Below are 26084 nucleotides of genomic sequence, written 5' to 3'. Positions count from 1 at the left end.
GGCACGCGGCCGGGGGAGGGCGGGAACGCACGGCTTACTGCTGCTGCTGCGCGCCGCGCAGGAGCGGGGTGATGCGGCGCATCGTGACGCGCCGGTTCTCGCGCTCGGGGCCCTGGGTGTTGATCTTCAGGTATTGCTCGCCGTAGCCCTGGGTGGTGAGGTTCTCGGCCGGCACGTTGAAGCGCTCGGTGAGGATCGTCGCCACGGTCTCGGCGCGACGGTCGGACAGGGTCAGGTTGTCCACGTCGGCGCCCACCGCGTCGGTGTGGCCCTCGATGAGGAACACCTCGGCCGGGTTGCGCTGGATCGCCGTGAGGATCGCCCGGGCGAGGCCCGTGAGCGCGCCGATCTGGTTCTCGTCGAGGCGCCACGACCCGGAGGCGAAGGTCACCGTGTCGACGTCGACGCGGCGGACCCGCTCGCGGAGCGCCGGGCTCTGGCGCACCTCGTCGAGGGTGTAGGAGCGCTGCACGCGCTCCACCGGCGGCGCGGTGAAGGCCTCGACGAGATCCTCCTGCGTGGCGCGCTCCACCTCCACGACATACTTCTCGCGCGGGATCGTCACGCGAGCCGGCGGCAGCTCGACCACCTCCTCGAACTCGGTGCGCCGGCGGTCGCGCGGGGCGTTCTCGATGATCACCACCTCTTGGCCGGCGGGCTCGCGGCGCACGCGGCGCAGCAGGTTGCCGTACTCGTCACGGACCGTGACGATCTCGACGCCGTTGGGGCGGCGCACGATCGTGACCTCGTCGGCGCCGCGGCGCTCGACCCGCACGTCCGAATTGTCGTAGGCGCGCCGGAAGCGGTCGGTCTCGTCGTGGCGGATGATGTAGCGGTCGCCCTCGCGCACGATGACGCGGTTGCCGGGCTCCTCGATGATCACCCGACGGCCGCCCTCCTCGACGCGCTCGCGGCGCAAGCCCCGCAGCTCGTCGATTCTGACGTCGACATTGGCGTCCCCGCGCGTGATGCCGCCGCCGAAGCGCTCGGTCTCCACGCGCCGGCGCTCGATCTCGACGGGATCGGTGGGCCGGAGGAGGCCGGGAACCACCGCCGCGCCGCCGCGCAGCACCGGGCCGGTGATCACGCCGGGCTGGGCGCCCGGGGCCGGGTTGACGGTGACGGGGGGCTGGCCCGGGGGAAGGGGGCCGCGGTTCACCGGGCCCGTGATCGTGCCGGGCTGCTGGCCGGGAGCCGGGGCGACGGTTCCGCTTTGCGGGCTCGTCGTGCCGGGCGTCGGCGACGGAGCGGCCGTGCCAGGAGCGCTGGTGCCGGGAGCGGTGGTCGCCGGGGGAACTGCGGCCCCGGGAGCAGCCGGCCGAGGCGCCGTGGTGGCCGGCGGGACGGCGGTGCCGGGCGCGGTCGTACCAGGCACGGTCGCTCCGGGCGCCGTGGTGCCGGGCACAGGCGTTCCAGGGACAGACGTGCCGGGGGCAGGCGTACCGGGGACGGTCGCGCCGGGGGCGGTGCCGTCACCGCGGCGCGGACGCGGCGTGCCGTCCGGTGCCGTCGTGGCGTTGGGGGCCGCGGTGCCGGGGGTTCCGGGCGCCGCTTCCGGGCGGTCACGACGCGGGCGCTGGGTACCGTCCGGCGCGGTCGCGGGCGGCGCGGCCGTGCCAGGAGCCGTCGCGCCAGGAGCCGTCGCGCCAGGGGCTGTGGTGCCGGGAGCTGTGGTGCCTGGAGCCGTCGCGCCGGGCGCCCTCGTGCCGGGAGCTGTCGTGCCCGGCGCGGTGGTGGCCGGCGGCACGGGGGTGCCCGGCGCGGTCTCGGGGCGATCGCGGCGGGGCCGCGGCGTGTCGGCGGCGTCCGGAATGGCCGGCGCCGGGCGCGGGGTCGGAGCCGCCTGGCTCGGGGCCGTCGGGGGCGGGGTCACGGCCCGCGGCGAGGGGGCCTCGGGGCGCGGCTCGGGCCTAGCGGCCGGGGGAGGAGCCTCGGGCCGGGTCGGGCGCGTGGGCGCCTCGGGCGCGCTGGTCCGCGGCGGCGCCACCTCGGGCGCGCTCGGGCGGGTCGGAGCCTCGGGCGGGGTCGCCCGCTGGGGCGCACGTTGCGGCGCCGCCTCGGGATCGGGGCGCGTGCGGCTCGGGGGCGCATCGAGGGGCGAGGGGCGGGCCGGGGCGGTCTCGGGGCTCCGGCGCTGGGGCACGGCGTCCTCGCCGGCCGGGGCGCGGCGGGGCGCGGGCGCCTCCTCGGCCGCGGGCGCACGGCGCTGGGGCGGAGCATCCTCGGCCGAGGGCGCGCGACGGGGGCCCGGCGAGCCCTCCAGGCCCGGCGGCCCGCGGCGCGGGGCATCATCGAGACCTCCGCCGCCGCCCTGGCCGCGTCCGCCGCCCTGTCCGCGTTCAAGGCCACGCTCGCTCGCGCCGCCGCCGCCGCGCTCCAGGCCACCACCGCCGCGCTCGGCTCCGCCGCCGCCCGGGCCTCGTCCGCCGCCTCCCAGGTCGTCGGGGCGGCCGCGGCCGCGGCCGGGCGCCTCGTCGGAGGCTCCCTGAGCCACGACGATGGGGGCGTCCGTGCTGCGGGTGAGGGCCGCCGCCGGCGTGCCCGCGAGAGCGGCCAGCAGGGGCAGGGCGGTCCCGGCGAGGAGAAGCTTGGAGGTGTTCATGAACCCGTCGTGCGTTGACCTAAACATGGCCTAGGCAACGACGGGGGGAGGCGATGGTTCCCCTCCCGGCGGGCGGCCGGGCGGTCAGCTCCAGGCGTAGTTGAAGCTCACGCTGATGCGCTCCTCATCCGCCTCGTTGAGCGGAACCTCGTGCCGGAGCCAGCTCTCCCACAGGAGAACGGTCCCGGGCGTGGGCGCGATATAGGCGAATTGCCGGTTCTCGGGCCGCGCCTTCGCCTTGCGCGGGGGCGCCGCCATCATGAAGCCGAGGCGGGGATCCTCGAACTTGATCGCGCTCGCCCCCTCCGGCACCGCCACGTAGAACGTGCCCGACACCACCGAGAGCGGATGGATGTGCGAGGTGTGGATGCCGCCGGGCGGCAGGACGTTGATCCACAGGGCGTCGAGGGCGAGCTTGCGTTTGCCGAGGTCGAACTCGAGCTCCTTGGCGAAGGCCGCCACGTGCCGGTCCAGCGCCTTGGCGAGCCTCTTGAAGGCGGGCACGCGCCAGGGCAGGTCGTCGAGGGAGGCGTAGGACGTGTAGCCCGGATAGCCGTTGCGCTCGCACCAGCGCTGGCCCGCATTGTCGTCCTCCGCGATGGAGCGGCAGGCGCCGTCGAGCTCGGCCACGAGATCGGCGTCGGTCTCGGCGAGGTTCGCCTGGTAGATGCGGGTGACGAAGAGGGGATCGAGAAGGGGCATCGGGCCGATGTAGGAGGCGGGGGCCCGGGTGTCAAAACGGGGTTCGCCATTGCTAAGCCCTCCCGCCGGTGCTCTCCTGGCGTCACCGCTCGATCACAGGGCGGATCCGGAGGAAGCGACCATGAAACGACGCCAGTTTCTCGCCGCCGCGGGTGTCGCGGCGGGCTCGACGACGCTCGCCCGTCCAGCCATCGCCCAGGCCAATCCCGAGATCCGATGGAGGCTCTCGTCGGGCTTCCCGAAATCCCTCGACACGCTCTACGGCGCCAACGAGGTGTTCAGCCGCTACGTCTCGGACGCGACCGACGGGCGCTTCCAGGTCCAGCATTTCGCGGCGGGCGAGATCGTCGGCATGCCGCAGGCCTTCGACGCGGTGAGCAACGGCACCGTCGAGATGGTCCAGGCGCCGGGCTACTACTATTATGGCAAGGACCCGACCTTCGCGGTGTTCGCCGACATCCCCTTCGGCCTCAACGCCCGGCAGAAGCACGCCTGGATGACCCATGGCGGGGGCAACGAGCTCGTCAACACGTTCCTCGCCCGCTACAACGTCCACGCCGTGCCCTACGGCAATACCGGCACGCAGATGGGCGGCTGGTTCCGCAAGGAGATCAAGACGGTCGCGGACCTCCAGGGCCTGAAGTTCCGGATCGCCGGGCTCGCGGGCCAGGTCATGCAGAAGCTCGGCGTCGTGCCGCAGCAGATCCCCGGCGGCGACGTCTACCCGGCGCTGGAGCGCGGCACGATCGACGCGGCGGAGTGGGTTGGCCCCTACGACGACGAGAAGCTCGGCTTCAACAAGGTCGCCCCGTTCTACTACTATCCCGGCTTCTGGGAGGGCGGGCCGACCGTCCATCTCATGATCAACAAGGCGAAGTGGGAGGAGCTGCCCAAGGCCTACAAGGCCATCGTCGAGGCCGCCGCCTCGCACGCCAACATGGACATGCTCGCCAAATACGACGCCCGCAACCCCGCGGCCCTGCGCCGTCTCGTGGCCGGCGGCGCGCAGCTGCGCCCCTTCCCGCAGGAGATCATGGAGGCCGCCCTCAAGGCCGCCAACGAGACCTACGACGAGATCAGCGCCAAGAACGAGGACTTCAAGCGCATGTACGAGCACCTGCGCGCCTTCCGGAACGAGGAATATCTCTGGTTCCAGGTGGCGGAGTACTCGTTCGACAGCTTCATGATCCGCGCCCGCGCCAGGGGGTAGATCGGCGGCTCGCGGGGTCCGGCTCGCGCCGGGCCCCGACGGCTCCCTAAAGCTTCGTCCTGAGGCTCCACAGCTCTGGAAAGAAGCTGTGCTCCAGCACGCGGCGCAGATAGTGCACGCCCGACGACCCGCCCGTGCCGCCGCGCATGCCGATGATGCGCTCCACCGTGGTGACGTGGCGGAAGCGCCATTGGCGCATCAGGTCTTCCAGGTCGACGAGCTCTTCCGCCAGCTCGTAGAGATCGAAGGTCTCCCCGGAATGGCGGTAGACCTCCTCCCAGACGGCCTCGACGCCCGGGTGGGGGCTGTGGGGGCTCGTGACGTCCCGGGTCAGCACCTCGTCCGGCACCGGCAGGCCGCGCCGGGCGAGGAGCCGGAGCGCCTCGTCGTAGATCGAGGGGGCCTCGTAGGCCGCGAGCAGGGGATCGTGCCATTCCGGGCGGTGGACGTGGGGCCTGAGCATCACGGGATCCTTGGCCCCGAGCTTGAACTCCAGCATGCGGTACTGGAAGCTCTGGAAGCCCGAGGAGCGCCCGAGCGCGTCGCGGAAGGCGAGATAGTCGGCGGGCGTCATGGTCGAGAGCACGTCCCAGGCCCGCACCAGCTGCTCCTGGACCCGGGCGCAGCGGGCGAAGTTCTTGAAGGCGGGGCCTAGGTCGTCGGCCCGGATGCACGCCATGGCGGCGTCGAGTTCGTGCAGGAACAGCTTCATCCACAGTTCCTGCACCTGGTGGATGACGATAAAGAGCAGCTCGTCGTGCTGCTCCGAGCGCGGTTTCTGGACGGCGAGGAGGTCGGCGAGACCCAGATAGTCGCCGTAGCTCATCGCGCCCTTGAAGTCGGTATGCACGCCGTCGGTCATGGCCGCTGCTCCGCGAGATGTTTGAAGCTTGAAAGAATTCGCCCCCGCGCGCAACATCGGGCCATGCTCGACCTGCGCTCCCACTTCGCAAGCTTCCTCGGCGCCGACCCGGAGCGCCTGCATCTGGCGGCCCACAGCCATCACCTCTGGCCCGACGTGAGCCGCGCCGCGCAGCTCGCGGCCTGGGACGACGCGGCCCGCCTCGTCGACGACAAATGGGGCCATGTCATGGGCCCCGTCTGGCGCGAGGCGCAGGAGCACGTGGTGCGCCATCTCAACCTGCCCGACCCGGGAACGATCGTCTTCGCGGCCAACACCTTCGAGTTCTGGCTGCGGCTCCTGTCCTGCTTCTCCCCCGGGCAGCGCGTGCGGGTGCTCGCGACCGACGGGGAGTTCCACAGCTTCCGGCGGCTGAGCTGGCGCCTCGTGGAGGACGGGTCGATGGAGCTCGAGGAGGTGGCGGCCGAGCCCCATGCGACCTTCGCCGAGCGCTTCTCGGCGGCCGCGGCGCGGGGCGGGCACGACATCGTCCTGTTCAGCCAGGTGTTCTTCGGCTCAGGGTTCGAGGTGACGGATCTGCCCGGGATCGTCGCCGCCGTGCCGGACCGGGACACCTTCGTGGTGATCGACGGCTATCACGGCTTCCTGGCGCTCCCCACCGATCTCGCGCCCGTGGCGGACCGGGTCTTCTATCTCTCGGGCGGCTACAAATACGCCATGAGCGGGGAGGGGGCCGCGTTCATGCATTGCCCGCCGGGCTACGGGAACCGGCCGCGGGCGACGGGCTGGTACGCCGCCTTCAGCGAGCTCGCCGCCTCCCAGAACGGCGAGGTGGCCTATGCGCCGGACGGCTTCCGCTTCATGGGCGCCACCTTCGACCCGACCTCGCTCTACCGCTTCAACGCGGTGATGCGCTGGCTCGCGGGCCTCGGCATCGACGCGGGCCGGGTGCGGGCCCATGTGCGGGCGTTGCAGGAGGGGTTCGTGGCCGCGCTCGGGGAACGCGGCCCGCTGCACCCGGACGATCTCGTCGTGCCCCTCGCCGACGCGCGGCGCGGCAGCTTCCTCACCTTCCGCCGCGCGGATGCCGCCGATCTCCACGCGCGGCTCGCCAGCCGGCGGATCGTCACCGACGTGCGGGGCGACCGGCTGCGGATCGGGTTCGGCCTCTACCACGCGGCAGAGGACGCGCCTCGGGCGGCGCGGCGGATTGCCGAAACGCTCGGCGGCGTCGCGGGGTGATTGGCGAAAACGCCCGGCCTCACGGCCTTGTGGGCACCGCGAGGCTTGCCGCGGCGGCCCCGAGGGCCCACCCTTAAGGCATGTCCGACCTGCTGCTCCTCGATCCCGCGTTCCCCGACCTCGGCGCCCCGGCCTTCATGCCCCACGATGCCGAGCGCGTGGGAGCGGCGATCGCCGATTGGCTCTTGGGTCCCGCCCTGCGGCTCGACGACGGCAACGCGCTTCTGGCCGGCCTCGCCGAGCGCCTGAACGCCGCCGGGCTGCCGGTCGACCGCATCACCATCGCGGTCGACGCGCTCCATTCCGAATATGCGGGCATCGGCCGGTCCTGGACCCGGGAGGACGGGCCGCGGGTGCGCTTCTTCCCCCACGGGGACGCCCGCATGGAGGTCTACCGGGCGAGCCCCTTCTACCACGTGCACCGCACCGGCGAATGGCTCGTCCTCGACCTGCGGGTCGAGCCCGACGAGCGTTTCGGCATCGTGGCGGAGCTGAAGGAGGGCGGGCATCAGTCCTATCTGTGCATCCCGATCGCCTTCACGAACGGCACCGAGAACGGCATCTCGCTCGCCTCCCGTACGCCCGACGCCTTCGGGCCGCGCGCCATGACGGTGCTGCGCAAGGTCGTGCCGGCGCTCGCAGCCCTCCTGGAGGTGCGCACCGCGCACAAATGGCTCGACGACGTCTTGCGCATCTATGTGGGCGACGAGCCGCACCGGGAGATCCTCGGCGGCTCCATCCGGCGCGGGCAGGTGAGCCGCATCCGCTCCGCCATGCTGTTCGCCGACATGCGCGGCTATACCCGCCTGTCGTCGGGGTTGCAGCCGGAGGAGACGGTCGAGCTTCTCAACACCTTCTTCGACTGCCTCGTCCCGCCCATCGAGGCGGGGGGCGGCGAGGTGCTGAAATATATGGGCGACGGCCTCCTCGCCATCTTCCGCGACCGCGGCGACGACACCGGCGGGGCCTCGCATGCGGCGCTCGCGGCGGCGCGGGAGGCGAATGCGGGTGTCGAGGCGCTCAACCGTGCGGGCGTCCTCCCGGGACCGATCGGCCTCGGCGTCGCCCTGCACCATGGCGAGGCGGCCTACGGCAATGTCGGCTCGGGCTCGCGCCTCGACTTCACGGTGATCGGCTGCGACGTGAACCTCGCGAGCCGCATCGGCCGCCTCAACCGGGTGCTCGACGAGCCCATCCTCATGTCGAAGGCCTTCGCCGACCACCTCTGGGACATTCCCGACGAGCTCGGCCCGCATGCCGTGGAGGGCTTCGACGAGCCGGTGCGCCTCTACCGGCCAAGGCGCGTCTAGGCCGCGTCTAGACCGAGCGGACCGACTGGCTCAGGCGCACCTTCAGCTCGGCGACGCGGATCTGGAGATCGAGGATGCGCTCCTCGAGGGTGCGCACGCCGGGATCCCGGCTCGACGAGCCGCTCGACGCCTCCAGGGACTTCAACATCTCCGCCTCGGCCAGCAGGGAATTGTGCTCCGCCGACAGCTTGCTCGTCGGCTCGGACGCGGGGTCGCTCGACCCCGACCCGGCGGGCTTCACCCCGGTCTTGATCATCATCTGCAGGTTGGCGAGCTCGCTGCGCAGCCAGCTCAGGTCCGCCTCGCGGCTCATGACGTCCTGCTGCAGCCCGTCGCCGGACGACACCGCGCCGGAGCCCTTCTCCTGGGTCGCGTCGTTCGCGCCGCGCACCGCCGCGATGGCTTGCTCGAAGGCGGACTCGACCTGTGAGAGGCTCATGGTGCCGGCTGGTGACGCGGCAGTCGTCGCGGTGGACGACGGTGTAACGGACGACATGGCGATACTCTTCGACTTGTCAGCATTTAGGCACAACGTCGCAAGCTTGGCAACGAACGGGACCGCGATCCGGTTCGACATCTCGCGCCATGCGGGCGAATGCGGCCGGAATCTTGCCTGGACGCGGCGGCGCAGCCGGATCACCATTCGCGGGAACGCGGCCATCGGAGGCTCCATGCGCATTCTCGCGGCGATGCTGAAGCACGAAACCAACACGTTCTCCCCCGTGCCCACCGATCTCGCCCGCTTCCGGGCCTGGGGCCTCTACGAGGGCGAGGCGGTGCCCGCGGCCTACCGGGGCACCAACCACCCGCTCGCCGCCTATCTGGATCTCGCGGAGGCGCACGGCGCCGAGATCGTCACCCCCGTCGCGGCGGAGGCCATGCCCTCGGGACTCGTGCAGCGCGAGGCCTACGAGTACCTCACGGGCCTCATCCTGGAGGAGCTCGCGCGGGGCGGCTTCGATTGCGCCATGCTGGACCTGCACGGCGCCATGGTGGCCGAGCCCGACTGGGACGGGGAGGGCGGCCTCCTGGAGGCCATGCGCCGCATCGCGCCCGACCTTCCCATCGCCGTCACCCTCGACATGCACGGCAACATCACGGAGCGCGTCGTCGAGAACTGCACCGTGCTCGTGGGCTACAAGACCTATCCGCACCTCGACATGGCCGAGATGGGGCGCCGCGCCGGCACGATCCTCCTCGATGCCATGGCGGGGCGCTGCCGGCCCGTCATGGCCTATGGCCGCCTGCCGCTCCTCGCCCAGACCCTGCGCATGGGCACCGCCGACCATCCCATGGGGCCGCTCCAGGCCATGACCAAGGACGAGGAGGCGCGCCCCGGCATCCTGGCCGCGAGCGTCTTCGGCGGGTTCCCCATGGCCGACATCCCCGTGGCGGGCCTCTCGGCCATCGTGGTGGCGGATGGCGACGAGGCGGCGGCGCGGTCCTCCCGCGACCGGCTGCTCGCCTGGGCCTGGGAGGAGCGCGAGGAGTTCGTCTATCGCCACGAGCCGATCGGGGCGGCCATCGCCCGCGCCAAGGGCATCAACGACGCGCCGATCGTGCTCCTCGACCATGCCGACAACGTGGGCTCGGGCGGCACCTCGGATTCCATGGTGGTGATCCGCGAGCTGATCGCGCAGAACGTCGAGGACGTGGCGGTCGCGGCCGTGTGGGACCCACCTGCCGTCCAGGCGATGATCGCGGCGGGCCCCGGCGCGACGCTCACCCTCGATCTGGGGGGCAGGACGGAGATGCCCTCCATCGGCGCCCGTCCCGAGCCCCTGCGGGTGACGGGCGTGGTGCGCAGCGTCTCCGACGGGGAGTGGATCGTGCGCGGGCCGATGTATACGGGCACCCGCGTCACCACGGGCCCGACGGCCGTGTTCGAGACGGCCGGCATCCGCATCGTGGTGACCACCCACCATCACGAGCCCTGGGACGCCGGCATCTTCACCAACAACGGCATCGACCCGCGCCATTGCCGCTACCTCCTCCTGAAGAGCCGGATCCATTACCGGGCGGGCTTCGCGGCGCTCGCCAAGGCGCACATCACCCTCGACGGCGTGGGCGTCACCACCTCCGACAACGCGATCCTGCGCTTCGACCGGCTGGAACGCCCGATCTACCCCCTCGATCCGGACGCCGCCTGGAGCCCGTGAGGGCCTAGCCCGGAGGAGCTTTCTCCCGTCCCCCTCATGCTGAGGAGCGCTCGAAGAGCGCGTCTCGAAGCACGCACCACGCTGCCACAGCCGGAAAGAAATACTTGGAACGCCCTTCGAGGCCCGCCTGCGGCGGGCACCTCAGGACGAGGTTGGAGGACGGGCCTACCCATGGGCCAAGCCCCTAGAAACCGCCGCGGCTCAGCGCCCGCATTCCACGGGCACCACAGCGGCCTGCATCCGCGCCGCGATCTCGCCCGCGCTGCGGGCGGCCCCCGCCTCGGGGGAGGACACGGCGCCCGCGTCCCGCAAGACCCGGGCAAGCGCCTCGCCCGTGACGAGGGGGTGGGCTGCGGGGATCGCGACGCCCGCGACGAGGCGGGGCGCGAGCGGCACCGATCGCACGAGCCCCACGAGCCGCCCCGCGCGGTCGAACACGGGTGCCCCGGCGGCGCCCGCCTGGAGCGGCGCCACGAGCCCCGAGGCCGCGCGCTCGCCGGCCACCGCCATCAGCATGCGGGCGGGCTGCCCCGGCCCGTAGGCGAGCGCCACGAGGCCCTCGCGGTCGTCCGTCTGGCCGGCGCTCAAGGGAACGGCCCGGCCCGCCTCCGCCTCCAGCAGCATGAGCCCTGCCGCGGGGTCGATCGTCACGACCTTCGCCGACGCTCCGCCGACGCGCGGTTGCGCGCAGCCCTCCACCGCCGCCGTGAGCACCCGGCGCGGCGCCACGGCGAGCCCGGTGGCGGGCGTCGTCGCGGCGGGAGCGATGGCCGGCGCGGCGGCGGGCGGCGGGGCGGGAGCCGCGATGCGCGGGGGCGTCGGCGCGGCGACCGGAGCCGCGCCGGGGAACGGCTCGAAGCTGTTGGCGATCGCCACCACGAGGGGGTCGAGGGTCTTGGCGAGGGCCTTGTCGTAGCCCAGCGTATAGCCCCGCACGCCCTCCGGCCCGCCGGCATAGCGGATGTAGAACCGCCCCGTGGCGGTCTCGCCCGTGACGACGAGGAAGTCGGGCCGCAGGAGCTTGTAGGTCACCCGCCGCCCCGGCGCGGTCGAGGCCGTGAGCCGTTCGAACAGGGCCGGGAGATCCGGGCCGCCGGGCGGATAGGCGCGGGTGTCGAGGGTGGCGCGCTCGTCCTCCGTCTGCCACCGCGAGCCGCCGCCCGCGCCCGTGGCCGGGCCCTCCTTCGGGAAGAGCTTGCGCGGGATCCCGACGCGAAGGCCCGTGCGCGCGTCGGTCACGATCTCGAAGCCGGCGGCCTCCCGCGTCCGCTTGGCGGCGAAGCGCAGGGCCGCCCGCCCGCGCTCGTCGAGCACGCCGGTCGGATCGAGGCGGGCGCGCCGCTGATAGGCCGTGACGGCCTCGAAGGTGCGCCGGCCGAACTGGCCGTTCACCACGCCGTTGTGGTCGCCCGTCCAGACCAGGGAGTCCTGCACCGCCCGGCGCTCGGCCTCGGGCAGCGCTTCGAACGCGGTGCGCGCCGCCTCGAAGGCGGGGTCCGGCGCGGTGGCGGGGGCGTTGGGCGGCGTGCCCTGCTGCCCGAGAGCCGCAGCAGGCCAGAGGGCGAGGCCCAGGGCCAGCAGGAGGGGGCCGCAACCGGCACTGGCCACGCTCATCATCGTTCTGGACACCGGAAAAGCCCCCCGCTCGTCGAGCCGGCGCATCATGCGCCAGGGGAGGGCGCCCCGTCATGTGCTGGTTCGCACGGCGGCTCATTCCCGTCTGGCCGACATGCTTCGCCTGCGTTGCATGGGGACCCGTCGGTGGTACCTTGACGGCGCATCAGCGGGCGGCCGCCGGCCGCCGCCTGTCGGGGGACCCAAACGATGCGCCGTCTCGTCCATGCAGCCGCCCTGGCGGGGGCCCTCCTCGTCGCGACCCAGGCCCAGGCCCAGAAGAGCTTCACCCGCGACGACCTCGCGAGCGAGGGCGTCCGGCTGGAGGAGCGGCTGCGCACGGAATCGGCGGCCAGCGTCGGAGGCCGCCCCGCCGCCCAGCTGCGCCGCGACGCCGAGACCGCGCTCACCCGCAGCGACCCGCGCCGGGCCCTCTCCCTGGCGAGCGCCGCTCTCGCCGCCGAGCCCCGGGACGGCGCCAACTGGCTCACATACGTGAAGGCCGCCCGGGCCGTGGAGCCTGCCGACTGGAGCGAGCGCTACCGCCTCCAGGAGCGCTCCACGATCGCCGCCTACATGGCCTATCAGCGCGCCGCCAACCGGGCCGACGAGGCGGCGGCCCTGGTGCAGCTCGCGGAGGTCTGGGATGCCCGCTCCCAGTGGCGCCCGGCGCTCAACGCCTACCGGGCGAGCCTCGATCTCGCGGACGACGCCCGCGTCCGCCGGGCCTACGAGGAGCTGCGCGAGAAGCGCGGCTTCCGCATCACGGATTACCGGGTCGACTCCGATTCGGCCTCGCCGCGCGCCTGCTTCGAGTTCTCGGAGGACCTCGCCCGGGGCCGCGTCGACTTCGCGCCCTTCGTCGCCGTCTCGGGCGCGGCGAACGGCGCCGTCACGGCGGAGGGCCGGCAGCTCTGCGTCGACGGGCTGCGCCATGGCGAGCGCTACGCCTTCGTGCTCCGCCAGGGCCTGCCCTCGTCGGTGGGCGAGACGCTGCTGAAATCGGCCGATTACGAGATCTACGTTCGCGACCGCACGCCCCAGGCCCGGTTCACGGGCCGCAACTACGTCCTGCCGCGCACGGGCCAGGAGGGCATCCCCGTCGTCACGGTGAACACCGACAAGGTGGCGGTGGAGGTCTCCCGGGTGGGCGACCGCAACCTCCTGCCGACCCTGCGCTCCGACGACTTCCTGAGCCAGCTCTCGCGCTATTCGGCGGGCCAGATCGGCGCCGAGAAGGGCGTGAAGATCTGGTCCGGCACCCTTGACGTGAAGAACGAGCTCAACCGCGACGTGGTGACGGCCTTCCCCGTCCTGGAGGCGGTGGGTACCCTGGAGCCCGGCGTCTACGTGATGACGGCCAAGCCCCCCACGAGCGACAACACGGACGACGATTACGGCACGCTCGCCACGCAATGGTTCGTGGTCTCGGATCTCGGCCTCACGGCGTTCAAGGGCGGCGACGGCGTGCACGTCTTCGCCCGCTCGCTCGCCTCGGCCAAGTCGCTCGCGGGCGTCGAGGTGCGGCTTGTGGCCCGCAACAACGAGATCCTCGCCACGAAGGTTACGGACGCGAATGGCCACGCCCGCTTCGATCCGGGCCTGGCGCGCGGCGCCGGCGGCATGAGCCCCGGCCTCGTCACGGCGGGGCTGTCCGGCGATTACGGCTTCCTCGATCTCCAGACCGGCGCCTTCGACCTGTCCGACCGGGGCGTGAAGGGCCGGGCCGCCACGGGCGCCCTGGAGGCGTTCGTCTATCCCGAGCGGGGCGTGTACCGCTCGGGCGAGACGGTGTTCGTCACGGCCCTCCTGCGGGACGTGCGCGGCGCCGCCGTGCCGGCCCTGCCGCTCACCCTCGTGGTGCGGCGCCCCGACGGCGTGGAGCAGCGCCGGGCCGTGGTCGAGGACCAGGGCCTGGGCGGGCGCGCCTTCTCTCTGCCCCTCATGGGCGGCGCCATGCGCGGCACCTGGCGGGTGACGGCCTATGCCGACCCCAAGGGCCCCTCCGTGGGCGAGGCCACCTTCCTCGTCGAGGACTACGTCCCCGAGCGCCTGGAGCTCACGCTCACCCCGAAGGAGCCCGCGCTGCGGCCCGGCCAGCCCGCCGAGATCGACGTCGAGGCGCGCTACCTGTTCGGCGCCCCCGGCGCGGCGCTGGAGGTTTCGGGCGAGGTGGTGGTCGGGGCCGCGACGGGCTTCCTGCCGGGCCTCCCCGGCTATGCCGTGGGCCTCGAGGACGAGGCGGTCGAGGCCTCCACCGTCGAGATCGAGGCGAAGGGCACCACGGACGCCCGCGGCCGGGTCTCCATGCAGATCCCGGTCCAGGAGGCCGCCGCCCCGCGCCCGACCGAGGCCAAGATCGTCCTGCGCGTCGCGGAGGCCGGCGGGCGGGCCGTCGAGCGCTCGGTGACCCTGCCGATCCTGCCCGCGGGGCCGGTGATCGGGGTACGCAAGACCTTCGGCGACACCCTCGCGGAGGGCGGCACGGCCACCTTCGACGTGGTCGCGGCGGCGCCCGACGGCCGCCGCATCGCCCGCGCCGCCTCCTGGGCGCTCTACCGGGTCGAGCGGCGCTACCAATGGTTCAACAATGACGGTCGTTGGGGCTACGAGCCCGTGAAGACCACGACCCGCGTGGCCGACGGGCGCATCGAGATCGGCACGCAAGATCCCGCCCGCATCGCCGCCGCCGTCACCTGGGGCAGCTACCGCCTGGAGGTCCGGGGCGAGGGGCCCGACGCGCCCGCGACCTCGACGGGCTTCACCGTCGGCTGGTCCGGCGACCAGACGGCGGACGTGCCCGACCTCCTCGACATGAGCCTCGACAAAGCGGCCTACGCCTCCGGCGAGGCGCTCAAGGCCCGCCTCTCGCCCCGGTTCGCGGGCACCGCGACGCTCGCCGTGGTGAGCGACCGCGTCCACGAGGTGCGCGTGGTCGACGTGCCGGCGGGGGGCGCCGAGGTCTCGATCCCCGTGAAGGCGGAGTGGGGCGCGGGCGCCTATCTCGTGACCCTGGCCCACCGGCCCCTCGACCAGGCGGCCCGGCGCCAGCCCGGGCGGGCGCTCGGCGTGGCGTGGTTCTCCGTCGACCGCGCGGCCCGCACCCTCGCCCTCGATCTCGGCGCCCCCGCCGAGATGCGCCCGCGCGGCGCCCTGACCCTGCCGATCCGCCTCACGGGCCTGAAGGCTGGCGAGGAGGCGCGGGTTACGGTGGCGGCGGTCGACGTCGGCATCCTCAACCTCACCCGCTACCAGGCGCCCGACCCGACGGCCTTCTTCTTCGGCCAGAAGCAGCTCGGCACCGAGATCCGCGACCTCTACGGCTTCCTCATCGACGGGATGCAGGGGACGCGCGGTGCCATCCGCTCCGGCGGTGACGGCGTGCCGAGCCTCGATTCGGCGACGCCCACCCAGGAGCCGCTCGCCCGCTATTCGGGCGTGGTGCGGGTCGGTCCCGACGGCACCGCGGCCGTGACCTTCGACATCCCCGCCTTCAACGGCACCGTGCGGGTCATGGGCGTCGCCTGGACCGGCGACCGGGTGGGGCATGCGAACGCCGACGTGATCGTGCGCGATCCCGTGGTGGTGGCGGGCACGCTCCCGCGCTTCCTCTCGGTCGGCGACCAGTCGCGGGTCCATCTCCAGCTCGACAACGTGGAGGGCGAGCCCGGCGACTACACGGTCGATCTCGACATCCGCGGCCCGGTCCTGGCGCCCGCCGCCGAGCTGCGCCGCACGGTGCGCCTGGAGCGCGGCGGCAAGGCGGCGGTCACGATCCCCGTCACGGCGGCGGGGCCCGGCACGGCGGTGCTCACCGCCCGGCTCACGGGCCCTCGCGTCGACGTCTCGCAGACCTTCGCGCTGCGCGTCCAGCCCGGCACCTCGGCGCTGGTGCGCCGCGACGTGCGCTCCATCGAGCCCGGCGGCCGGGTGACCCTGTCGAACGATCTCCTGGCCGACATCCTGCCGGGCACCGGCGCGGTCTCGGCGGCGGTGTCGACCTTCTCGGCCATCGACGTGCCGGGGCTCCTCCAGGCCCTCGACCGCTACCCGTATGGCTGCTCGGAGCAGATCGTCAGCCGTGCCCTGCCGCTCCTCTACGTGAACCGCCTGGCGCAGGGCGAGGCGCTCGCCATCGACGGCGCCCTCGACGAGCGGATCCGGGGCGCCGTGGAACGGGTGCTGGCACGCCAGAATTCCAGCGGCGCCTTCGGCCTGTGGAGCGTGGGCGGGGACGACCCGTGGCTCGACGCCTACGTGACCGATTTCCTCACCCGGGCCCGGGAGGCCGGCCACCCCGTGCCGCAGGCGGCCTTCTCGCTCGCCCTCGACCGGCTGCGCAACCACGTCGCCAACGCCGGCGATGTCGGCGACGAGAACGGGGCGGGGCTGGCCTACGCGGCCTATGTCCTGGCCCGCAACGGCCGCCCCGTGATGGGCGACCTGCGCTACCTCGCCGACACGAAGCTGCCGGCCTTCAAGACGGCGCTGGCCCGCGCCCAGATCGGTGCCGCGCTTGCCCTGCTCGGCGACCGCGGACGCTCGGCGGCGGTGTTCGACTCGGCCGTCCAGGGCCTGCGCGCCACCCGGGACGGCGGCCTCTCGCGGGCGGACTACGGCACCCGCCTTCGCGACGGCGCCGGGATCCTCGCCCTCATCGCCGAGGCGAACCTGCCCCGGGACGCGATCCGCCCCGTCACGCAGGTGATCGCCGAGGAGCGGCCCATCGGCCGGGCGACGAGCACCCAGGAGAACGCCTGGATGATCCTCGCCGCCCAGGCGATCCAGCGCGACTCCGCCTCGCTCGCCCTCGAGGTCGGCGGCGCGCGCCACGAGGGCGCCCTCTACCGCACCTGGCGCGGGGAGGCCCTGGAGCGCGGGCCGGTCACGATCGCCAACACGGGCACGCTGCCCGCCCAGATCGTGATCTCGACCACCGGCAATCCCGTGGGCCCGGAGCCCGCGGCGTCCCGCGGCTACTCCATCGAGCGTTCCTACTACCGCCTCGACGGCAGCCCCGCCGATCCGGCCCAGGTGCGCCAGAACGAGCGTCTCGTGACCGTGCTCAAGGTCACCGAGCCCGTCTCGCAATATGCCCGCGTGCTCCTCGTGGACCGGCTCCCGGCGGGCCTTGAGATCGACAACCCGAAGCTCGTCGATTCCGGCACCGTCGAGGCCCTGGGCTGGCTCAAGACGGAGGTCGAGCCCGCCCATGCCGAGTACCGCGACGACCGCTTCGTCGCCGCCTTCGACCGCGCAGCCGGCCAGCCCGCGTTCTTCACCGTGGCCTACATCGTGCGGGCCGTGGCGCCGGGCCGCTTCGTCCACCCGCCGGCGAGCGTCGAGGACATGTACCGCCCCGAGCGCTTCGGCCGCACGGGCTTCGGCACCGTCGAGGTGGTGGCGCGGCCGTGAGGAGGGAGGCGCACGATTCCCCTCCCCCTTGCGGGGAGGGGTTAGGGGTGGGGGTCGAAAAGTCGGAGCTGGGGATGGGTGGTCGGAGCACGCACGCTCGTACAGCTCTGTCCTGGATTGTCGGCGGATGGCGTCACGACCCCCACCCCCAGCCCCTCCCCACAAGGGGGAGGGGAGTCGTCGTCCGCCGCCTCGCCGTCGGGGCCATCCTCCTCCTAGCAGCCATCGGCAGCGGCGTGTGGGCGTATGTCGACGCGCTCGGGCCCCTCGACCTCACGGCGGCGGAGGCGCGCTCCACCGTAGTCCTCGACCGCGACGGGCGCCTGCTGCGGCCGTACGCGGCGGCCGACGGGCGCTGGCGGCTGCCGGTCGCGGCGGGCGACGTCGATCCGCGCTTCATCGCCTTCCTGAAGGCCTACGAGGACCGGGGCTTCGACGAACACCGTGGCGTCGAGCCCCTGGCGCTCATGCGCGCTGCCGGCCAATGGCTGCGCCACGGCCGGGTGGTGTCGGGCGGCTCCACGCTCACCATGCAGGTCGCCCGCCTCCTGGAGCCCCGGGACGAGCGCACGCCGCGCGCCAAGGCCCGCCAGATCGTGCGGGCCGTGCAGCTGGAGCGGCGCTTCTCCAAGACCGAGATCCTCGATCTCTACCTCGCCCTCGCCCCGTATGGCGGCAACCTGGAGGGTGTGCGCGCCGCGAGCCTCGCCTATTTCGGCCGCGAGCCGAAGCGGCTCTCCAACGGCGAAGCGGCGCTCCTCGTCGGACTGCCCCAGGCGCCCGAGGCGCGCCGCCCCGACCGGTTCGCGGCCGCCGCGCGGCGCGCCCGGGACCGGGTGCTCGACCGGGCAATGGCCCGCGGCCTCATCACCCCCGCCGACGCCGAGGCGGCCCGCGCCGAGCCGGTGCCCGACGAGCGCCGCCCCTTCCCCATGCTTGCCGCCCACGCAGCCGACGCGGCCCTGAGCGAGCGCCCCGGCGAGCGGGTGCACCGGCTTCCCATCGACGGGCGCCTCCAGGCGAGCTTGGAGGCCCTGGCGCGCGAGGGCGCGGAGCGGCAGGGGCCGCGGCTGTCCGCCGCGATCCTCGTCGTCGACAACGCCACGGGCGAGGTGCGGGCCCATGTGGGCAGCGCCGGCTACCTGGCCTCCGAGCGCGGCGGCGCCCTCGACATGACGGCCTCGCCCCGCTCGCCGGGCTCGGCGCTGAAGCCCTTCATCTACGGCCTCGCCTTCGAGAGCGGGCTCGCGCACCCGGAGACCATGCTCGACGACCGGCCGTCGCGCTTTGGCACCTACGCGCCGGAGAACTTCGACCTCACCTTCCAGGGCACGGTGACGGCGCGGCGCGCGCTCCAGCTCTCGCTCAACGTCCCGGCCGTGGAGCTCCTCGCCGAGATCGGCCCGCCCCGCTTCCTCGCCCGCCTGCGCCAGGCCGGCGCCGAGCTCTTCCTGCCGGCCGAGGCGGCGCCGGGCCTCGCGGTGGGCCTCGGCGGGCTCGGGATCACGCTGTCCGACATGGCGCGGCTCTATGCGGGCCTGGCGCGGGGCGGCGAGGTGCCGCCGCTCGTGCGGCGCCTCGGCGGGGCGCCGGCGACGCCCGGGGGGCTTGCGATCGCCGATCCCGTGGCGGCCTGGTACGTGGCCGACATCCTGCGCGGCGCGCCGCCGCCCGACAACGCGCTCGCCGGGCGCATCGCCTTCAAGACGGGCACGTCTTACGGCTATCGCGACGCCTGGGCGGTGGGCTTCGATCGGCGGGTCACCATCGCGGTCTGGCTCGGGCGGCCGGACAACGCGGCCGTGCCGGGCCTCACGGGCCGCGTCGCCGCGGCGCCCCTCCTGTTCGATGCCTTCGCGCGGTTCGGCGGCGAGCCGGAGCCCGTGATCCGCCCGCCCCACGTCCTGCTCGCCACCTCCGCGACCCTGCCGCCGCCCCTGCGCCACATCCGCAAGGACCAGCCCAAGACGGTGGCCTCCACGGTCGCCGCGCCCTTGAAGATCGCCTTTCCGCCCGAGGGCGCCCGGGTGGATCTCGGCCTCGCGAGCGCCGGCGCCGATCTCGCGGCGCTCGCCCTGAAGGCGCAGGGCGGCGTGCTCCCGCTCACCTGGCTCGTCAACGGCGCCCCCGTCGGCTCGGCCAGCCCCCGCCGCCAGTCGCTCTGGCGGCCGGACGGGGCGGGCTTCGCCCGGGTGAGCGTGATAGACGCGACGGGGGCGACGGACAGCGTGACGGTGCGGGTGGAGTAGGGGGCAGCTCCCCTCTCCCAGGGGGAGAGGGGGTTCACCGCACGCCGAGCCTGTCCATCCAGGCCAAGCCCTCCTCCGTCGAGCCGCGGGGCTTGTACTCCAATCCGATCAGGCCGTCGTAGCCGTTCGCCGCGAGGGCGTCGAAGATCGCGGGGAAGTGGACCTCGCCCTCGTCCGGCTCGGCGCGGGAGGGGACGGCGGCGATCTGGACGTGGCCGATGACCGGCGCGTGGCGCTCGATGCGGCGGATGAGGTCGCCCTCCATGATCTGCACGTGATAGGCGTCGAAGAGGAGCCGCACGTTGGGCTCGCCGATCTCGCCGATGAGCTCCGCGATGTCGTCGGAGCGCGAGACGAGATAGCCCGGCCGGTCGCGGGCGTTGAGCGGCTCGAGGAGCAGGGTGATCCCGTCCGCCGCCACGGCGCGGGCGGCGCTGCGCAGGTTGCGGACATACGTCCGGTAGGCCTGCGGGCGGGCATCCTCGTCCACCACGCCCGCCATCACGTGGATCATCGGGGTGCCGAGCGCCCTCGCATAGTCCGCCGCCTGCCGGACGCCTGCCTCGAAATCGTCCTCGCGGCCGATGAGGCCGGCAAGGCCCCAGTCGCCGGCCCGGATGTCGCCCGGCGCCGTGTTGAGCCCCGTCATCCGCACGCCCGCCCCGTCGAGCCGCGCCTTCAGGGTCTCGACGGGTGTGTCGTAGGGAAAGTGGCACTCCACGTTCTCGAACCCCGCCGCGCGGGCGGCATCGATGCGCTCAACGAAGGGCCGGTCGGCGAAGAGGAAGGCGATGTTGGCGGTGAAAGCCGGCATGGAATCCTCGTGGATGACGGGTCAAGCGTCGCGGGCCATGACGGCGAGCGCCTTGGCGAAGAAGTCGGGCGCCCCGAAATTCCCCGATTTCAGGGCGAGCGCCAGGGGCCGGTCGGGGCTGGCGAGCGCCGGCACGCCGGGATCGATCTCCGGCCCGACCGCCACGGCGTCGAGGCCCAAGGCCGAGACCACGGCGCCTGAGGTCTCGCCGCCCGCCACCACGAGCCGCGTCACGCCGCCCTCGACGAGGAGGCGCGCCGTGTCGGCGAAGAGCGCGTCGAGGCGGTGGGCGACGGCCTCGCGGCCATGGCGCTCCTGGAGCGCCGCGACCTGGCCCGGCGGGGCGGAGGAGAACACCAGGGGCGCCTGCCCCTCGTGCTCCCGCACGAAGGCCGCGAGGTCGGCGGGGGCCAGGCGCTCCTCCAGCACGGCCTCTACGTCGACGGCGAGCGAGGGGTGCTCGCGGACATGGACGAGGATCTGCTCCAGCGTCGCCTTGGAGCAGGAGCCCGCGAGGATCGCCTCGGGGCCGGCGACGCCCCGGAACGCCGAGGCGCTGCCGCTTGCAAGCCCGCTCCGGATGAAGTTCGCGGGCAACCCTTGCGCGATGCCCGAGCCGCCCGTGAGAAGGGGCGCGTCGGCGCAAGCGGCGCCCAGCGCGATGAGGTCCTCGTCGACGATCGCGTCGACGATGGCTTGGCGCTCGCCCGCAGCGGCGGCCGCCTGGAGCGCGTCGCGGATCGCGGCCGCGCCGGAGCGCACCACCCGCCAGGGCACCAGCCCCACGGGCTCCCGCGACTGGCGGGCGAGCCAGCGCCGCAGGTCCGGATCGGTCATCGGGTTGAGGGGATGGCGCTCCATGCCGGACTCGCTGAGGAGCCGGTCGCCGACGAAGAGGTGCCCCTGGTAGACCGTGCGGCCCGTCGCCGGGAAGGCGGGGCAGACCGGCACGCCGGCGGCGCCGAGCGCCCCGGCCAGGGCTTCCGAGACGGGCCCGACATTACCCTCGGGCGTTGAATCGAAGGTGGAGCAGATCTTGAACACGATCTGCCGGCAGCCCTGGGCCTTGAGCCAGTCGAGGGCCTGGAGCGAGAGCGCCACCGCCTCGTCGGCAGGGATCGAGCGGCTCTTGAGCGCCACGACGCCGGCCTCGGTGGCGGCGTCGGCGTCGCGCCGGGGCAGGCCCAGATGCAGCATGGTCGCGAGCCCGCCCCGGGCCAGCGTGTTGGCGACGTCGCTCGCCCCCGTGAAATCGTCCGCGATGACGCCGAGCAGCATGACTTTCAAGCCTCCGCCACGGGCCAGCGCCAGAAGTCGGCGCCCTCCGCGTCCAGGTTCCGGTTGAGCACCATGCGATGCACCTCGTCCGCCCCGTCCACCAGGCGGGCCTGGCGGGCGTAGCGGTAGATCCATTCGAGGACGGTGTCCTTCGAGTAGCCCCGGGCGCCGTTGATCTGGATCGCGGTGTCGGCGGCCTCGTGCAGCACGTTCGCCACCTGGACCTTCGCCATGGAGACCTCCTTGCGGGCGAACCCGCCCCGGTCGAGCTCCCAGGCGGCCTTCATGACGAGGAGCCGGCCGACCTCGATGTTCATGGCAAGCCGGCCCAGCATGAGCTGCACGCTCTCGCGCTCGGACAGGCGCACACCGAAGCCGTGGCGCTCGGCGGCGTACTCCTTGGCGATCTCGACGCAGCGCCGGGCAAGGCCCAGCCAGCGCATGCAATGGGTGAGGCGCGCGGGGCCGAGCCGCATCTGCGTGACCTTCAGGCCCTGGCCCTCGCCCAGCAGCACGTCCTCGGGCCCCACCTCCAGGCCGTCGAACTCCAGCTCGCAATGGCCGCCATGCTCCTCCGGCCCCATGATCGGGATCCGCCGCAGGATGCGCCAGCCCGGCTGGTCGCGGTGGAACAGGAAGGCGGTGAGACCGTAGCGGGGATCGTCGGAGGTGCGGGCGAGCAGGATGAAATGGGCCGCTTCGCCCGCTCCCGTGATGTACCATTTGCGCCCATGAATGCGGTAGCGCCCGTCCGCGCCCTTGTCCGCCCGGGTCTGGATCATGGACGGGTCGGAGCCGCCGCCAGGATGCGGCTCGGTCATGGCGAAGGCGGAGCGCACGTCGCCGCGTACGATGGGCTGGAGCCAGCGCTCCTTCTGGTAGGGCGTGCCGATCGCCTCCAGCACCATCATGTTTCCGTCGTCGGGCGCCGCCGAGTTGAACGAGGCCGGGCCGAAGATGGAGCGGTTCATCGCCTCGTAGGTCACGGCCATGCCCATGCGGCCAATCCCCTGACCGCCCGTCTCGGGCTTGAGCTGGAGGCACCACAACCCTTCCGCCTTCGCCTTGGCGCGGACCCTGTCGAGGAGGTCGAGGCGGATGTTCTCGTGCGGGTCGTAGGAGCCGGGATCGCTCTCCAGCGGGATCAGCTCCTGCTCGACGAACCGCGCGATGCGCTGCCGGTAGTCCTCGATGCGGGGCGGGATGTGGAAATCCATGGAGTCTCAGCTCTCCCCCTCCCCCTTGTGGGGAGGGGCTAGGGGTGGGGGTCGGGACGCGAGATCCCGTCGGTTCAGATTATGCCTGTACAAGCCTGCGTGCTCCAAATCCTCCCCCGCCAGCTCCGACTTTTCGACCCCCACCCCCAACCCCTCCCCACCCATCCCGGCTGCTGCCGAGATGGGCAGGTCGGTGCCCCAAGTCGGAAACACCCGACTTGGGGCGGGGAGGGGAGCTAGAGCCCCGACACCAGGTGCCCGCCGTCCACCGGGAGCACCGCGCCGGTCATCCAGGCGGAGGCGTCGGTGGCAAGCAGCAGGAAGGCGGCGTCGAGGTCGGCGGGCTGGCCGAGGCGGCGCATGGGGATGCGCTTGATCATGGCCTCGCCGGCGGGGGAGGCGAAGAAGTCGACGTTGATGTCGGTGGCGATGTAGCCAGGCGCCAGCGCGTTGACGCGGATGCCGTGGCGCGCCCATTCCAGCGCCAGCGCCTCCGTCATCTGCACCACGGCCGCCTTCGAGACCGCATAGGGCGCGACGCCGCCGGAGACGCGAAGGCCGAGGATCGAGGCGATGTTGACGATGGTGCCGCCGCGCCCGAGATCGCGCCAGGCGCGGGCCGCATGGGTCGAGGCGAGCCAGACGCCGCGCAGGTTCGTGGCGATGATGCGGTCGAACTCGGCGAGGGCGGTGTCCATCGCCGCGCCGCCGCCGGCGATGCCGGCATTGTTGACGAGGACGTCGAGGGGATCGTCGGCGAGTGCCGCGAAGAGGGCCGCCACGGAGGCCTCCTCGGCCACGTCGAGATCGAGCGCCCGGGCCCGGGCGGCGCCCTCGCGCTCCAGATCCGCCACGAGGGCGGCGAGCCGGTCGCGACGGCGGGCCGCCACGGTGACGGCGGCGCCGTGGCGGGCGCAAAGCCGCGCGAAATGCTCGCCCAGCCCGCTCGACGCCCCCGTCACGAGCACATGCCGCCCCCGTATCGCCCCCCCGAGATCCATCCGGCCTCCCCCGCTGTCGCAGGGGCAAGCTCGCCTCCGGCGGGGCCGGGGTCAAGGGGGGAGGGTGGCGCCCGCGTTAGCGGGGGTCGGGAGAGGGGGCACGCGCAAAAGCGGAACACGACGGCGGCAGGTTCGCCCACCGCCGCTCTCGTGCGGCGGCACAGGTGGCCCGACCTCCCGGACGGCCCCTCTCCCTGCCTGCTTCGCAGGCTGTCCCTCCCCCGCAAAGGGGGGAGGGTTCCGACGCTGCAGAGGGGAGGGCGCCTCAGCGCCCCGCCGCCTGGCCCTGGCCGCCGCCGCCACCGCCGCGACGGCGGCGGGAGCGGCCGGCGCCAGGGTTCGCCTCGCCGGAGCGGGACTCGCCCGGACGGCCGCCGCCCGGGTGACCGCCGGGGCGGCCGGAGCGCTGCGGCTGGCCGGAGCGCTGGGGCTGGCCCGGGCGCTGGGGCCCGCCGCGGCCCGAGGGGCGGCCGCGGTTGGGTTGCGCGGGGGCGGGGCCCTCAGGCGCCGCCTCGGCGTGGAAGCCCGGGGGCAGCGCCATCACCGGCACCGGCTGGCGGGTGAGCTTCTCGATGTCCTTGAGGTAGGCCCGCTCCTCGCCGTTGCAGAACGAGATCGCGACGCCCTCGGCCCCGGCGCGGGCCGTGCGGCCGATGCGGTGGACGTACGACTCGGGCACGTTCGGCAGCTCGAAGTTGATGACGTGGGTCACGCCCTCGACGTCGATGCCGCGCGCCGCGATGTCGGTGGCGACGAGCACCCGGCAGCGGCCGTCCTTGAACGAGGCGAGCGCCCGCTCGCGCTGGCCCTGGCTCTTGTTGCCGTGGATCGCGGCGGCGCCGACATTCGCCTTCTCGAGGTTGCGCACCACCTTGTCCGCGCCGTGCTTGGTGCGGGTGAAGACGAGGACGCGCTCGATGGCGGGGTCGCGCAGCACGTGCTCGAGGAGCGCCTGCTTCTGCCCGCCGCCCACGAACATCACCTGCTGCGAGACGCGCTCGGCGGTGGTGGCGACGGGGGTGACGGCGACCTCGACGGGATCGACGATGTAGTCCGCCGCCAGCGCCCGGATGGTCTTGGGCATGGTGGCGGAGAAGAACAGCGTCTGGCGCTTCTTCGGCACCAGGCCGACGATGCGCTTCAAGGCGTGGATGAAGCCGAGATCCAGCATCTGGTCGGCCTCGTCGAGGACGAGGATCTCGACATTGGCAAGCGTCAGCGAGCGGCGCTCCACGAGGTCGAGGAGGCGGCCCGGGGTCGCCACGAGCACGTCGACGCCGTTGGCGAGCGCGCGCTCCTGCTTGCCCAGCGGCACGCCGCCGAACACCACGGTGGTGCTGATCTGGAGGAAGCGGCCATAGGTCTGGACGCTCTCGGCGATCTGGCTCGCGAGCTCGCGGGTGGGGCTGAGCACCAGCACCCGGCAGCCCCGGCGCGGCGCGCGGTTCGGGTTCGCGGCGAGGCGGTGCAGGATCGGCAGCGAGAACGCCGCCGTCTTGCCGGTGCCCGTCTGGGCGATGCCGAGCAGGTCGCGGCCCTGCATCACGTGCGGGATGGCCTTGGCCTGGATCGGGGTGGGGGTCTCGTAGCCTTCGGCCACGAGCGCCTTCATGATCGGGGCGGCAAGACCGAGGTCTTTGAAAGATGTCACGGGTGTCATGATCCATGGCGGAGCGGGCCCGCGCCATGGGGGCGCCGGGTCGGTCCGCGTGCGTCGAGAGAACGACCCGCGTGATGGGGACGGTCGGCTGGGAACGGCGGCTGAAGGGGGAGACCGGGTGCGCCGTGCGCGCCCTCACGCAGGTCTCGCTCAAGCGGGATCGATGCCCGCCGCGCCGTGATGGACCTCATATGCGACCGAAGGCCCCGGAAGTCAATGGAGGGGGGGCACCCCTCTCCCATGGGGAGAGGGGCCGGGGGTGAGGGGGTACCACGTCGGGCGGTTCGCTCCCCCTCCCCCCTCTGCGGGGGAGGGTGGCCCCGCGAAGCGGGGTCGGGAGAGGGGCACGCGGAAAAGCGGACCTCGACAGCGGAAGGTTTGCTCGCCGCTGATCTCGCGCGGCGGCCCCGGCAGCGCGAACCTCGAACGGCCCCTCTCCCTGCTTGGCTTCGCCAAGCTGTCCCTCCCCCGCAAAGGGGGAGGGGTCCGGCGATACCTGGCTCAGCGTGGTACCCCCTCACCCCCTGACCCCTCTCCCCATGGGAGAGGGGAGGTCGCCCGGACATGGCGCATCGCGCCCCGGGGGCGGCCCGTCCTGTCCGGCCGTCTGCCGGAGGGCGGGCGAGAGAGGATCGAGGGGGCGCGGGACGCCGCGGGCTCGATGGTGCAGTCGGCCGTGAGCTTAAGCCCAGCGGCGTCCACGGGGTGCCCGGATCGATGGTCCGGTCCCGTCCGGGTCGCCCCGGCAC

The 26084-nt window shown here is 73.4% G+C and carries 16 protein-coding genes; 6 read left to right on the top strand and 10 right to left on the bottom strand.

Going from position 1 to position 26084, the window contains the following annotated elements:
- Positions 1-34 precede the first annotated feature (34 nt).
- Together F0L46_RS26050 and F0L46_RS05220 are read right to left on the bottom strand one after the other, a co-directional pair.
- On the bottom strand, positions 35-2602 hold the full coding sequence (locus F0L46_RS26050; RefSeq protein ID WP_188311864.1) for an OmpA family protein: 2568 nt from the start codon (positions 2600-2602) through the stop codon (positions 35-37).
- 84 nt (positions 2603-2686) lie between these two features.
- Positions 2687-3304 carry a TIGR02466 family protein gene (locus F0L46_RS05220; RefSeq protein ID WP_149815988.1) on the bottom strand — a complete coding sequence of 206 codons (618 nt, stop codon included), beginning with the start codon at positions 3302-3304 and terminating at the stop codon, positions 2687-2689.
- A gap of 121 nt (positions 3305-3425) precedes the next feature.
- Here F0L46_RS05220 and F0L46_RS05215 point away from each other — a divergent pair, with 121 nt between their 5' ends.
- A complete protein-coding gene (locus F0L46_RS05215; RefSeq protein WP_149815986.1) occupies positions 3426-4514 on the top strand; it encodes a TRAP transporter substrate-binding protein in 1089 nt (362 codons plus the stop codon).
- Between the two features lie 46 nt (positions 4515-4560).
- On the opposite strand, the gene kynA is transcribed toward F0L46_RS05215, so the two are convergent.
- Entirely contained in the window at positions 4561-5376 is an 816-nt protein-coding gene (gene kynA / locus F0L46_RS05210) for a tryptophan 2,3-dioxygenase (RefSeq protein ID WP_210247607.1), read from the bottom strand.
- Between the two features lie 63 nt (positions 5377-5439).
- On the opposite strand from kynA, the gene F0L46_RS05205 reads away from it, so the two are divergent.
- Both F0L46_RS05205 and F0L46_RS05200 read left to right on the top strand, forming a co-directional pair.
- A complete protein-coding gene (locus tag F0L46_RS05205; RefSeq protein WP_149815983.1) occupies positions 5440-6618 on the top strand; it encodes an aminotransferase class V-fold PLP-dependent enzyme in 1179 nt (392 codons plus the stop codon).
- An 80-nt stretch (positions 6619-6698) separates the two neighbouring features.
- A complete protein-coding gene (locus tag F0L46_RS05200) occupies positions 6699-7928 on the top strand; it encodes an adenylate/guanylate cyclase domain-containing protein (protein ID WP_149815981.1) in 1230 nt (409 codons plus the stop codon).
- 7 nt (positions 7929-7935) lie between these two features.
- Here the strand turns inward: F0L46_RS05200 and F0L46_RS05195 are convergent, their stop codons facing one another.
- Positions 7936-8367 (bottom strand): hypothetical protein, encoded by a 432-nt coding sequence (locus F0L46_RS05195; protein ID WP_149815980.1) that lies wholly within the window; start codon positions 8365-8367, stop codon positions 7936-7938.
- Here F0L46_RS05195 and F0L46_RS05190 point away from each other — a divergent pair.
- On the top strand, positions 8366-10087 hold the full coding sequence (locus F0L46_RS05190) for a M81 family metallopeptidase (RefSeq protein WP_210247606.1): 1722 nt from the start codon (positions 8366-8368) through the stop codon (positions 10085-10087). The two genes, F0L46_RS05195 and F0L46_RS05190, sit on opposite strands and share 2 nt — an antisense overlap.
- Before the next feature lie 201 nt (positions 10088-10288).
- Here F0L46_RS05190 and F0L46_RS05185 read toward each other — a convergent pair whose 3' ends face one another.
- The gene (locus F0L46_RS05185) at positions 10289-11695 is read right to left on the bottom strand and encodes a peptidoglycan-binding protein (RefSeq protein WP_240539878.1); all 1407 of its coding nucleotides are present in this window, start codon (positions 11693-11695) and stop codon (positions 10289-10291) included.
- A 216-nt stretch (positions 11696-11911) separates the two neighbouring features.
- Between F0L46_RS05185 and F0L46_RS05180 the strand changes: the two genes are divergently transcribed.
- Positions 11912-17116, top strand: coding sequence for an alpha-2-macroglobulin family protein (locus F0L46_RS05180; RefSeq protein WP_149815977.1), 5205 nt, complete (start codon positions 11912-11914; stop codon positions 17114-17116).
- 74 nt (positions 17117-17190) lie between these two features.
- On the top strand, positions 17191-19365 hold the full coding sequence (gene pbpC / locus F0L46_RS05175; RefSeq protein ID WP_149815975.1) for a penicillin-binding protein 1C: 2175 nt from the start codon (positions 17191-17193) through the stop codon (positions 19363-19365).
- A 34-nt stretch (positions 19366-19399) separates the two neighbouring features.
- On the opposite strand, the gene F0L46_RS05170 is transcribed toward pbpC, so the two are convergent.
- From F0L46_RS05170 to F0L46_RS05150, 5 genes are all read right to left on the bottom strand, one after another.
- Positions 19400-20179, bottom strand: a complete 780-nt coding sequence (locus F0L46_RS05170) for a hydroxypyruvate isomerase family protein (protein WP_149815974.1) — start codon at positions 20177-20179, stop codon at positions 19400-19402.
- A gap of 21 nt (positions 20180-20200) precedes the next feature.
- On the bottom strand, positions 20201-21457 hold the full coding sequence (otnK, locus tag F0L46_RS05165) for a 3-oxo-tetronate kinase (RefSeq protein WP_149815973.1): 1257 nt from the start codon (positions 21455-21457) through the stop codon (positions 20201-20203).
- Between the two features lie 5 nt (positions 21458-21462).
- Positions 21463-22674 carry an acyl-CoA dehydrogenase family protein gene (locus tag F0L46_RS05160; protein ID WP_149815972.1) on the bottom strand — a complete coding sequence of 404 codons (1212 nt, stop codon included), beginning with the start codon at positions 22672-22674 and terminating at the stop codon, positions 21463-21465.
- Between the two features lie 236 nt (positions 22675-22910).
- Entirely contained in the window at positions 22911-23675 is a 765-nt protein-coding gene (locus F0L46_RS05155) for an SDR family NAD(P)-dependent oxidoreductase (RefSeq protein WP_149815971.1), read from the bottom strand.
- A 265-nt stretch (positions 23676-23940) separates the two neighbouring features.
- A complete protein-coding gene (locus F0L46_RS05150; RefSeq protein ID WP_149815970.1) occupies positions 23941-25326 on the bottom strand; it encodes a DEAD/DEAH box helicase in 1386 nt (461 codons plus the stop codon).
- Between the last annotated feature and the right edge of the window lie 758 nt (positions 25327-26084).

The organism is Salinarimonas soli (assembly GCF_008386575.1).
GTDB lineage: Bacteria > Pseudomonadota > Alphaproteobacteria > Rhizobiales > Beijerinckiaceae > Salinarimonas_A > Salinarimonas_A soli.
Note: the sequence above shows the minus strand (reverse complement) of the source record. Positions and strands in the feature narration are given on the sequence as shown.